Below are 10,450 nucleotides of genomic sequence, written 5' to 3' on the forward strand. Positions count from 1 at the left end.
GTGCGCCGGGCCGGGGGCAGCTGCGTCCGGTCGTCCGTCAGGCCGGGGTGCGGGCTCCCCTCGCGCGCCGGCGCAGACGGACCGCGCCTCCCGCGACGGCTCCGGCGAGCAGGAGGCCGCCGCCCGCGGCGAGCGGGACGCGCAGGGAGTCCGTACCGGCTTCCGCGGCGGTCGCGGCGGAGCCGGCGGCGGCCACGGCCGCGGTTCCGGCAGGGGCGGCGGCGGTTCCGGCGGGGCGGGACGCCACGGCGGTCCCGGCGGAACCCACGGCGCGGGCCGCCCAGCCGAAGCCGGCCTCGACGCCGCCGTGGGGCCGGCCGGAGATGCGGTACGTGACGGTCTTCTTGATCCGCGGCGGGCACTTCAGGGTGATGGTGTCCGTACCGGAGGCGTCGTCCGGGACGACGAACTCGCCCACCAGGACGCCCTTCCGGTCGCCCGGCAGCAGATGGAACTTGCCGCCCGCCTCCGACTCCCCCTTGCCGTAGGTCTCCTTCCCGCAGGCGGTGGTGCTGACGGTGACGGTGGTGCCGGGGGCCGCGTTCTGCGGGGTGATCCGGACTTCGGGGTCCTCGGCGGCGGCGAGAGCCGAGGGGGCGGACAGGACGACGGCACCGACGATCAGGCTGACCTGCAGACCGATACGTGCGCGACGCATGCTTTCTCCTTCGGTGGAGCTTTCCGGCCGGCTCCATAGCGCGGCACCCGTGCTGTGCTCCGTGCACGAGGCAAAGGCCGGTGTGCGCCCCCCGCAACCGGGGGAGCACGTTCGGCCGCCCTCCGGCCGGGCTCACGCACACCACCGCCCGGACCCGTGACAGCAGGTCACCGCGGTGGAGGTGCGTCCCTACGGGTGATCCCACCGGGCACGCGAACGGACCAGTGCCCGTACGGCCCCGCGGCAGGGGCCCTCGGTCGGCCCCGGCCCACCCGGGGGATCAGCGGTGGCGGGCCGGAACCCGCGCTCATAACTTCGCGATATGACGAAACGACAGATCGCCCTCCTGGCGTGCACCGCGGCCCTCACGGCCTCGGGACTCGGCGCCGCCGCACCGTCGGCCGGCAGCTGGTCGGTGCACCGCGTGAAACCGGGCGAATCGATCCAGCAGGCCGTGGACTCCGCGCGCCCCGGCGACACGATCGTCCTCGCCCCGGGCACGTACCGCGAGAGCGTCCACATCACCACCTCGAACCTGACGCTCCGCGGTTCGACCGTCTTCCCCACCGTCATCGTGCCCGCCGCCACCCCCGGCACCGACACGTGCGCCCAGGCGGGCAACGGCATCTGTGTCACCGGCACCGCGGACCGTCCCGTCGAGAACGTGACCGTGCGCTCGCTGACCCTCCGCGGCTTCGCCAAGAACGGCCTGTGGGCCAAGTGGACCGACCGCCTGGAGGTCCAGCGGGTCACCGCCGAGTCCAACGGCACCTGGGGCATCGCCCAAGAGCGTTCCGTACGCGGCGTGTTGCGCCACAACACCGCCCGGAACAACGGGGACGCCGGCCTGTTCCTGGCCAACACCGTCACCGAGGAGGGAGGAGCCACCGACACCGACGGCACGGTCGTCAGCGGCAACCGCGTGTCCGGCAACCGGATCGGCATCACCGTGCGGCGCCTGCGGAACCTGACCGTCGACCACAACGAGGCCACGGGCAACTGCGCCGCCGTGTTCGTGGTCGGCGACGAGTCGACGCCGCGCGCCGGGGCGATGACCCTGCGCCAGAACGACATCCACGAGAACAACAAGCTGTGCCCGAAGACCCCTCGCCTGCCCTTCCTCCAGGGCTCGGGCATCGTGGTCACCGGCGCCGAGGACACCGTCGTCGCGCACAACCGGGTCGAGGACAACGTGGGCAGCTCGCCGCTGTCCGGCGGCATCGTGCTCTTCAAGAGCTTCGTGGGCGTCCCCAACGAGCGGATCGAGATCCACGACAACGTGGTGCTGCGCAACGGCACCGCCGACCTGGCGAACCGGGACGTCGGCAAGACCAACACCTTCCGCCACAACACCTGCGGCGTCTCCGAGCCCGCGGGCATGTGCTGACCTCCCCCCTCCCCCACCCCTACGGCACGACAGCAAAGGCAAGGCGAAACAGATGACGACCGTCGATTCCGCTCCCCCGCCGCCCATGCGGCTGCGAGAACTCGTCTTCGGCGCGGCGTGCGCCGCCGCCGTGCGCGCGGCCGCCCGCCTGGGCGTGGCCGACGCGCTGGGAGACGCGCCCATGACCGTGGAGGACCTCGCGGCCGCGGTGAAGACCGAACCGCGCACCCTGCGACGCCTGCTGCGCGCCCTGTCCTGCCAGGGCGTCTTCACCGAGCAGCCCGACGGCACCTTCGCCCACACGGAGATGTCCCGGCTGCTGCGCGAGGACGACCCGCACAGCCTGCGCTACATCGCGCTGTGGTGCACCGAGCCCTGGACCTGGGACGTCTGGCCCAAGCTCGACGAGGCCGTGCGCTCCGGCCGCAACGTCTTCGAGGACGTGTACGAGCGGGAGTTCTTCTCGTACCTCAACGAGGACGCGCCCGAGTCCGCGTACGTGTTCAACCGGGCCATGACCACGTCGAGCAGGCAGTCGGCCGAGGACGTCGCCGAACTGCTCGATCTGCGAGGGGCGTCCTCGGTCGCGGACATCGGCGGCGGTCAGGGCCACGTCCTGGCGAGCCTCCTGGAGAAGCACCCCTCGCTCCACGGCACGCTGCTCGACCTGCCGGCGGTGGTCGGCAACGCCGATCCGCGGCTGCGGGAGAACGGCTCGCTGGCCTCCCGCGTGCGCATCGTGCCCGGTGACTGCCGGGAGGACATCCCGGTGCGGGCCGACGTCTACATCATCAAGAACATCCTGGAGTGGGACGACGACAGCACCCGCAGGTGCCTGGCGAACGTCCGGAAGGCCGCGCAGCCCGGCGCCCGCGTCGTCGTCATCGAGAACCTCGTGGACGACACCCCGTCGATGAGGTTCACGACGGCCATGGACCTGCTGCTGCTGCTCAACGTCGGCGGCGCGAAGCACACCCGGCAGAGCATGGTGGAACGGCTCACGGACGCCGGGCTCGTCATCGGCGAGATCCGTCCGGTCAACGCGTACCTGCACGCCTTCGAGTGCACCGTGCCCGGCTGATCCGTCCGGCCGGAAAACTCGGGCCGCCCGCTCCGCGTCTGTCGCGGGGCGGGCGGCCTCGGGTTTCACCGGGTTCCCGGCTCAGGAGCCGGCGTCACGCTCCCAGCGGTAGAAGCAGTGCGCCATGGCGTCCTTGGGGCTGCGCCAGGTCGTCGGGTCGTACGCGCTGACGTACGCCGAAAGACGCTCACTGACGCCGCGGAACTCGGGGTGTCCGGCCAGCCTGGCGACGTTGGGCGCCGGGTCCTGCTCGGACTCGATCAGGTGCAGATAGACGTCGCCGAACTGGAACAGGCTGCGCCGGGCGACCCCGACCAGGTGCGGCAGCTCGCCGCGGTCGGAGTCGGCGAACACGTCCGCGATCGCGGGCGCCGAGCCGGGCGCCATGCGGGCGACGATCAGTGCGTGGTGCATCGGTTTCCTTTCTGGGCCGTCAGGCCGGCGTGACCGGCGCGGTCCGGCGCTCGCGCGCGGCCTCGACGACACGGTCCCGGATGAGGGCCATCTGGACGCGGGAGTTGCGGTTGATGTTGTCCGTCATCCAGGCGTCGTCGACGGGGGCGTCGGGCTTCATCGCGAAGTCCTGGACCCAGCGCATCTGGACGCCGCCGGGCAGCTCCGTGTACTCCCAGGCGATGTTCATGTGCGCGAACGGGCCGGTCTCGACGCGGTGGGCCCGTACCTTCCGGTTCACGCGGTCGACGGTGCGCTCCGACACCCAGCTCCAGACCTTCCCGTTCTCGTCCGGGTGCATGGTCAGGCGGAACCTGGTGGTGTCGCCCTCCCGTTCGAGGACTTCGACGGATGCGTACTCGCTGAAGAGCCGGGGCCAGTTCTCGATGTCGTTGGTGATGTCCCAGACGAGGTCGAGAGGGGCGTCGATGGTGATGCTGTTGTCGGTGTGTCCGGACACGTCAGACTCCTGCGAGGGCGTTGTTGACGAGGGCGATGAACTCGGCCGGCGTCTTGCAGCGTTCGGCGTCGGTGGGCAGCGCCACGCCGTGCCGGTTCTCCAGCTCGCCGACGATGCCGAGCAGGCCGAGCGAGTCGACGCCGAGGCCGCTGAAGGGGGTCTCGGGGGACGCTTCGAGCTGGGTGGGGTCGACGGTGACGCCGGCCGACTGCTTCATCAGCGTGGCCAGTTCGCCGAAGGTGAGTCCGGTGGTGATCATCTGTTTCTCCTTCCTCGCCCGGTCTAGCGGGCGAGTCCGCCACCGCGGCGCACGACGAGCGCCGCGTTGGATCCCATGAGTCCCCTGCTGAGGACGAGGGCCGTGCGCAGCTCGGCGGGCCGGGCTGCGGACATGACCACGTCGAGGTCGCAGTCGATGTCGAACACGTTGGGGGTCGGGGGCACCAGGCCGTGCTCCATGGCGAGCACGGCGGCCGCGGTGTCCAGTACGGGTGCCCCGCAGTAGGCCCGGCCGTAGCCGGTCTTGGGGGCCGTCACGGGGACGCGCGTGGCGTGCGCGCCCAGGGCGTCGGCGATCGCCAGGGCCTCGGCGCGGTCCGCCTCCGGTACGCCGAGGGCGTCGGGGAAGACGACGTCGATCTCCTCCGGGGCGCAGTCGGCCTCGTCGAGGGCGACCCGGATGGCGCGGGCGAGTCCCTCCCGGGACTCGTTCCAGCGTGAGGCGCCGGTGAAGGTGGCGCCGTGTCCTGCGATGGTGGCCCGTACGGTCGCGCCCCGTTCGAGGGCGCGGGTCTCGTCCTCGACGACGAGCATGCCGCCGCCCTCGGCGGGGACGAAGCCGCAGGCCTTCGCCGTGAAGGGGCGGTAGGCGCGGTCCGGGTCGTCGACGGTGCTGAGCTCCGGATAGCCGAGCTGGCACACCATCGAGTACGGGGCGAGGGGCGCCTCCGCGGCTCCGACGACGACCGCGCCGGTCCCCCGCCGGACGGCGCGGGCCGCGTGGGCGAGGGAGTCCAGGCCGCCGGCCTCGTCGCTGGCGACCACCCCGCACGGGCCCTTGAAGCCGTGCCGGATGGAGATCTGGCCGGTGCTCGCGGCGTAGAACCAGGCGATGGACTGGTACGGGCCGACGAACTTGGAGCCCTGTCCCCACAGTTTCTGCAGCTCGCGCTGGCCGAACTCGCCGCCGCCCGATCCCGCGGCGGTGACGACGCCGATGGAGAAGGGCTCCTCGGGTCCTTCGTCGTGGCCGAGGCCGGCCTCGTCGAGGGCGAGGGAGGCCGCCGCCATGGCGTAGTGGGTGAACCGGTCGGTCTGGACGAGGAAGCGCTCGTCGATGAGGGCCGAGGCGTCGAAGCCCTCGACCTGGCCCGCGACCTTGAGGGGCAGGTTTTCACAGCCCTCGCGGGTGATCCGGCCGAGAACGCCGAGGCCTTCCCGTACGGACTTCCAGTAGGCGTCGGTACGCAGTCCGTTGGGGGCGATCACACCGATGCCGGTGACGACCGCCCGCGGCGACCGCTGTGTGCTCATCGTGTCCTCCCGCCCGGCCCGGTCAGGAGCACGGCGGACTGGAAACCGCCGAAGCCGCTGCCGACGGAGAGCACGTTCCTCAGCTTCCGGGGGCGGGCGGTGCGCGGCACGTAGTCCAGGTCGCACTCGGGGTCGGGGATCTCGTAGTTGGCGGTCGGGGGCACCACCTGGTGCTGCAGGGCGAGCACGCAGGCGGCGACCTCTATCGCGCCGATCGCCCCGAGCGAGTGGCCCACCATGGATTTGATGGAGCTCATGGGCGTGTCGTACGCGTGGGAGCCCAGGGACCGCTTGACGGCGGCGGTCTCGTGCCGGTCGTTCTGGCGGGTTCCCGAGCCGTGCGCGTTGACGTAGTCGATCGACGTGGGGTCGAGCCTGGCCTGGTTGAGCGCGGTGTCGATCGCCCGGGCCATCTCGAGTCCCTCACCGGTCAGACCGGTCATGTGGTAGGCGTTGCCGTAGGTGGCGTAGCCGCTGATCTCGCAGTAGATGTGCGCGTCCCGGGCCCTGGCGTGCTCGTACTCCTCCAGGACGAGGACCGCCGCGCCCTCTCCCATGACGAAGCCGTTGCGGCGGTTGTCGAAGGGCTTGGAGGCGTGCTCGGGGTCGTCGTTGTCGGGGGACGTGGCCTTGATGGCGTCGAAGCAGGCCATGGTGATCGGGGAGATCGGCGAGTCCGACGCCCCGGCTATGACGACGTCCGCCCGGCCCTCCTCGATGGTGTGGAAGGCGTAGCCGACGGCGTCGAGGCCGGAGGTGCAGCCGGTGGAGACGGTCTGCACCGGGCCGCGGGCCCCGAACTGTTCGGCGACCACCGCGGCGAGCGTGCTGGGCGAGAACGCCAGGTGCAGCTTCGGGTCGGCGGCGCGGTGGTCCACGTCCCACCGCTGTCCGCCCGCGCTGACCCGCACGTAGTCGTGTTCCAGGCGGGTGGTGCCGCCGACGGCGCTGCCGAGGCTGACGCCGACGCGCCAGGAGTCCTCGCCGGCGGTGTCGAGCCCGGAGTCGCGTACGGCCTCTCCGGCGGCGACGGCGGCGAACTGGACGTACCGGTCGGCGTGTTGGACCAGGTCCGGTGGCAGACCGTGGGCGTACGGGTCGAAGTCGCACTCGGCGGCTATGCGGGAACGCAGTCCGACCGGGTCGAACAGGGTGATCCCGCGGGTCGCCGTACGTCCCTGGGCCAGGAGGTCCCAGAATGCCGCCGTTCCGGCGCCGCCCGGGGCGACCACGCCGATGCCGGTGACGGCCACGCGGCGGGTCACTCGAGGGCCCCCTCGACGGCCCTCTCCGCGGCCTCCTCGGCGGTCTCCGTGTCGACGTGGCCGAGGCTCGGGTGCGGGGCGAGCGGCCCCAGGTGGAAGACCATGCGGGCCTCCACGTCGCCGACGTTGCGGAAGCGGTGCCGGACGCCGATGGGGATCAGGAGGCCCTGGTCGGGGACGAGCGGGTGCGTCTCGCCGTCCAGGTCCACTTCGAACCGGCCCGAGACGACGTACACGAACTCCTCGGAGTACGGGTGGTAGTGCTCGGCGATGCGCTCGCCCGGCTGGGCGATGGCCATCCCCATGAAGCCGCTGGTCGACTTCACCGTGGCGGGCGTGAGCATGGCCCGCACGTCACCCCCGCGTCTGCGGTTGGGCTCCGTGTCGCTCAGGTTCACGATGAGCCGAGTCTGCTCGAGCATGGTTGATACCTCCGAGTGTTGCGATGAGATGTGACGGACGGTCGGGGCCGGTGGCCGGGGCCGGTCTCCCGGGAGCGGTACGGCCGGTGGCCCCGGTGCCGTCCTCTCAGGAGTCGGCCGCGCGGCGGTCGGTGACGGGCAGCATGTCGGCGTGCGACAGGAGCCGGTTGAGGTTGCGTTCGTTGTCCAGGGACCCCTCGACGCCGATCGCGGCGCCGTCGAGGAGGCGCTCCAGGACCTTGGCCTTCCTGGCGCCCTTGACGCCGAGGGCGGCGACGGGGTCGAGGTCCAGTTCGCCCTCGACGTCCACGAGCCGCACCACGACGTCGTCGCGCTGGAAGACGGTGCTGCCGTACACGGGGCTGTCGGGGTCGACCGCCGCCTCGGCGTCCTGCTGGGCGAGCAGCCGGGCCAGGTCCGTGCCGCGGCCCTCCTTGGCCGGGTAGTACAGGGCGTGGCGCCGCAGGCCGGCCGGCTCGGGCCGGGCGGAGACCACGTGGTGCACGGCGGGGAGGGCCGCCCGGGTGAAGAAGACGCGGGCCGACTCGGGGTCGGTGAGGTCCCGGTCCTGCTCCAGGTAGGGGTTGATGGCCTCCTCGACGGCCCGGACCCCGGGCTGCCGGGCGACGTGCCGCAGGGCGGACAGGAGGTCGCCCTCCACCTCGACGGCCCGTACGACGCGGTTGCCGTGCATGAACAGCGAGGTGCGGCGAAGACGGGTGTTCTCGTCGACCTGGGCCTCGGGCGACTCGTAGCCCGCCAGGAGCTCGGCGACCTTCGACTCGGAGCCGGGCTTGACGGTGAAGGTGAGCGCGTGGCGGGTCACTCCGTCGCCCACGCGGGCCGCCACCTGCTCGCCCGCGGCCGTCTCCGGTGTGAGGGGCCGCTGTGCGCCGGTCTCCCGGAGGATGCTGTAGCGCATGGACCGGGTGTCCCGGACGCAGCTGTGCATGGGCTTGACCATCTCGACGTGTTCCTCGCTGTTCACCCAGGCGAGGAAGGGCGGGGCGCTCTCCCACTCACTGGTGATGAGCCACTGCGAAGGGTTCTCGATGGACTGGCAGAGCTGGTCGCTGATGTGGCCGGGGACGCCGGCCACCTGCTTGCGCATGACCTCGTACGCTTCGAGGAACTGCTGCTGGGCCCCGTCGTACAGGTCGAGCAGCAGGATCACCCGCAGCCTGGACCCGTCGAACACCGACTGCGATATGCGTGCCCTGCTGGTCGTCGTGCTGGTCATACGGCGCACCTCATTTCTCGTCTGCGGGAGCGGGGAAGGACCGCCGGGCCGACAGGGCCGGGGTCGTCATGTACCGAACGTTGGCTCGGGCGCACGTTCTACGCGAGTCCCACGGGGCGGATGAGTGAACCGCGCGTCATTCGGGTGCCCTCCGCGCACGGTCCGGGGCTCGGGAGGGCAGGCATGTGCATCCCATCCCCGACCCGCGTCACCGGTGACGCTGGAGGCCATCGATGAACCGAAGCGAAGCGACCGGTGAGAACGGACACCGGACGCCCGTCCTCATCGTGGGCGGCTCTCTGGTGGGCCTGTCCACCTCGCTCTTCCTGGGACGTCTCGGCGTGCCGCACACGCTCGTCGAGCGCCACGCGGGCACCTCGGTCCACCCGCGCGGACGCGGGAACAACGTGCGGACGATGGAGGTCTTCCGCAGCGCCGGTGTCCGCGAGCGCATCCACGAGGCCGCGAAGATCCTGTCGGCGAACAACGGGATCCTGCAGACGCCGACCCTGGTGGGCGATGCCGGCGAATGGCTGTTCCGGCACATCGACCCGGGCGGCGGCCTGGCGCGCTTCAGCCCCGCCGAATGGTGCCTGTGCAGCCAGAACGATCTCGAACCGGTGCTGCTGCGGAGCGCGCGGGAGCTGGGCGGGGACCTGCGGTACTCGACCGAGCTGATGTCGTTCGAGCAGGACGCCGAAGGGGTGACCGCGCGGGTCAAGAGCCGGGAGACCGGCGAGCACACCACCATCCGGGCGGACTACCTCGTCGCGGCGGACGGCCCGCGCAGCCCCATCCGCGAGCAGCTCGGCATCGGGCAGACCGGCCCGGGCGACCTGTTCCACAACGTGAGCATCACGTTCGAGTCCCGTGATCTGGCGGCGATCGTCGGCGACCGGCGCTTCATCGTCTGCTACCTCACGAGCCCGGAGGGCGACGGGGCCCTCCTGCCGGTGGACAACGCCGAGCGGTGGGTCTTCCACGCCCCCTGGCATCCCGAACACGGCGAAACGCTCGAGGAGTTCACCGACGAGCGGTGCAGGGAACACATCCGGCGCGCCGTGGGCGTACCGGATCTGCACGTGGAGATCACGGGCAGGGCCCCGTGGCACGCGGCCGAGCGGATCGCCGAGCGGTACGCGGACGGGCGGGTGTTCCTCGCCGGCGACTCGGCCCACGAGATGCCGCCCACGGGGGCCTTCGGCTCCAACACCGGCATCCAGGACGCGCACAACCTCGCCTGGAAGCTCTCGGCGGTACTCGGCGGCTGGGCCGGACCCGACCTGCTCGCCTCGTACGACGCGGAGCGCCGGCCCGTCGCGGAGGCGACGAGCGCCCGCGCCTCGTCGCGTTCGGTCGAGCACAGCCACCCCGGGTACGCCCCCGGGCCGGGCGCGGGCGGGAAGCGGGGCGGGATCCTCAACGTCGCACTCGGCTACCGCTATCCGCGGGGCGCGGTCCTGGGCGCGGACCCGGCGGTGCCGGTCGTGCCGGACGGGCTCCTTCTGACGGGCGAGCCGGGCAGCCGGGCGCCGCATCTGTGGCTGGACCGCGCGGGCGGGCGGATCTCCACCCTGGACCTGTACGAGCGGCACCCGGTGCTGCTGAGTTCGGCGGGGGCCATCGGCAGCTGGCACACCGCGGCCGCGCACGTCGCCGAGCGCCTGGCGGTGCCCCTCGACTCGTACCGGATCGGCGACGGGCCGGACGCAGAGCTCTCCACCGTGGACGGCGAGAACTGGGCGGAGGCCCACGGCGTCACGGCGGACGGCGCGGTGCTGGTCCGTCCGGACGGATTCGTCGCCTGGCGGTCCGAGGGCACGTCGGAGGACCCGGAATCGGCGCTGCGGGCGGCCCTCACGGCCGTACTCGGCCTGGACTCCCGGCCCGACGCCCGCTGAGCCGGGCGGGGCGGTCCGCGCACCTCGGGGCGGGGCGGTCCGCGCACCTC

At 72.1% G+C, this 10,450-nt stretch carries 11 protein-coding genes; 3 read left to right on the forward strand and 8 right to left on the reverse strand.

All coding sequences use genetic code 11. The annotated features are described in order from the left end of the window. Window positions 1-37: 37 nt before the first annotated feature. Window positions 38-658, reverse strand: coding sequence for a lipase chaperone (locus CCN56_RS26280; RefSeq protein WP_086830450.1), 621 nt, complete (start codon window positions 656-658; stop codon window positions 38-40). A gap of 322 nt (window positions 659-980) precedes the next feature. On the opposite strand from CCN56_RS26280, the gene CCN56_RS26285 reads away from it, so the two are divergent. Both CCN56_RS26285 and CCN56_RS26290 read left to right on the forward strand, forming a co-directional pair. Beyond that, window positions 981-2,045: a nitrous oxide reductase family maturation protein NosD gene (locus tag CCN56_RS26285; RefSeq protein WP_086830451.1), complete on the forward strand. Its 1,065-nt coding sequence runs from the start codon at window positions 981-983 to the stop codon at window positions 2,043-2,045. 52 nt (window positions 2,046-2,097) lie between these two features. Then, window positions 2,098-3,126 (forward strand): methyltransferase, encoded by a 1,029-nt coding sequence (locus CCN56_RS26290; protein WP_086830452.1) that lies wholly within the window; start codon window positions 2,098-2,100, stop codon window positions 3,124-3,126. Between the two features lie 81 nt (window positions 3,127-3,207). On the opposite strand, the gene CCN56_RS26295 is transcribed toward CCN56_RS26290, so the two are convergent. The 7 genes from CCN56_RS26295 to CCN56_RS26325 form a co-directional block, all read right to left on the reverse strand. Continuing rightward, window positions 3,208-3,540 carry a TcmI family type II polyketide cyclase gene (locus tag CCN56_RS26295; RefSeq protein WP_030690533.1) on the reverse strand — a complete coding sequence of 111 codons (333 nt, stop codon included), beginning with the start codon at window positions 3,538-3,540 and terminating at the stop codon, window positions 3,208-3,210. A 19-nt stretch (window positions 3,541-3,559) separates the two neighbouring features. After that, complete coding sequence (locus CCN56_RS26300) at window positions 3,560-4,039, reverse strand: SRPBCC family protein (RefSeq protein ID WP_086830453.1); 480 nt, start codon at window positions 4,037-4,039, stop codon at window positions 3,560-3,562. Between the two features lies 1 nt (window position 4,040). Continuing rightward, window positions 4,041-4,298 carry an acyl carrier protein gene (locus tag CCN56_RS26305; protein ID WP_086830454.1) on the reverse strand — a complete coding sequence of 86 codons (258 nt, stop codon included), beginning with the start codon at window positions 4,296-4,298 and terminating at the stop codon, window positions 4,041-4,043. A gap of 23 nt (window positions 4,299-4,321) precedes the next feature. Then, window positions 4,322-5,572, reverse strand: a complete 1,251-nt coding sequence (locus CCN56_RS26310) for a ketosynthase chain-length factor (protein ID WP_086830455.1) — start codon at window positions 5,570-5,572, stop codon at window positions 4,322-4,324. Continuing rightward, window positions 5,569-6,837, reverse strand: a complete 1,269-nt coding sequence (locus CCN56_RS26315; RefSeq protein ID WP_086830456.1) for a beta-ketoacyl synthase — start codon at window positions 6,835-6,837, stop codon at window positions 5,569-5,571. Before CCN56_RS26315 ends, CCN56_RS26310 begins: the two co-directional genes overlap by 4 nt. Further along, a complete protein-coding gene (locus tag CCN56_RS26320; RefSeq protein ID WP_086830457.1) occupies window positions 6,834-7,259 on the reverse strand; it encodes a cupin domain-containing protein in 426 nt (141 codons plus the stop codon). The genes CCN56_RS26315 and CCN56_RS26320 overlap by 4 nt, the downstream gene beginning before the upstream one ends. A gap of 106 nt (window positions 7,260-7,365) precedes the next feature. After that, window positions 7,366-8,499 (reverse strand): SchA/CurD-like domain-containing protein, encoded by a 1,134-nt coding sequence (locus tag CCN56_RS26325; RefSeq protein WP_041132760.1) that lies wholly within the window; start codon window positions 8,497-8,499, stop codon window positions 7,366-7,368. A gap of 233 nt (window positions 8,500-8,732) precedes the next feature. Between CCN56_RS26325 and CCN56_RS26330 the strand changes: the two genes are divergently transcribed. Beyond that, window positions 8,733-10,400: an FAD-dependent monooxygenase gene (locus CCN56_RS26330; RefSeq protein WP_086830458.1), complete on the forward strand. Its 1,668-nt coding sequence runs from the start codon at window positions 8,733-8,735 to the stop codon at window positions 10,398-10,400. Window positions 10,401-10,450 lie beyond the last annotated feature (50 nt).

This window comes from Streptomyces sp. NRRL B-24572 (genome assembly GCF_002156145.1).
Lineage (GTDB): Bacteria > Actinomycetota > Actinomycetes > Streptomycetales > Streptomycetaceae > Streptomyces > Streptomyces vietnamensis.

Bases quoted from the DNA above. Each gene is read 5' to 3' on its own strand.
- CCN56_RS26325 (WP_041132760.1), bottom strand. From the start codon at position 8,499: ATGACCAGCACGACGACCAGCAGGGCACGCATATCGCAGTCGGTGTTC.
- CCN56_RS26285 (WP_086830451.1), top strand. From the start codon at position 981: ATGACGAAACGACAGATCGCCCTCCTGGCGTGCACCGCGGCCCTCACG.
- CCN56_RS26280 (WP_086830450.1), bottom strand. From the start codon at position 658: ATGCGTCGCGCACGTATCGGTCTGCAGGTCAGCCTGATCGTCGGTGCC.
- CCN56_RS26310 (WP_086830455.1), bottom strand. From the start codon at position 5,572: ATGAGCACACAGCGGTCGCCGCGGGCGGTCGTCACCGGCATCGGTGTG.
- CCN56_RS26305 (WP_086830454.1), bottom strand. From the start codon at position 4,298: ATGATCACCACCGGACTCACCTTCGGCGAACTGGCCACGCTGATGAAG.
- CCN56_RS26290 (WP_086830452.1), top strand. From the start codon at position 2,098: ATGACGACCGTCGATTCCGCTCCCCCGCCGCCCATGCGGCTGCGAGAA.
- CCN56_RS26295 (WP_030690533.1), bottom strand. From the start codon at position 3,540: ATGCACCACGCACTGATCGTCGCCCGCATGGCGCCCGGCTCGGCGCCC.
- CCN56_RS26320 (WP_086830457.1), bottom strand. From the start codon at position 7,259: ATGCTCGAGCAGACTCGGCTCATCGTGAACCTGAGCGACACGGAGCCC.
- CCN56_RS26330 (WP_086830458.1), top strand. From the start codon at position 8,733: ATGAACCGAAGCGAAGCGACCGGTGAGAACGGACACCGGACGCCCGTC.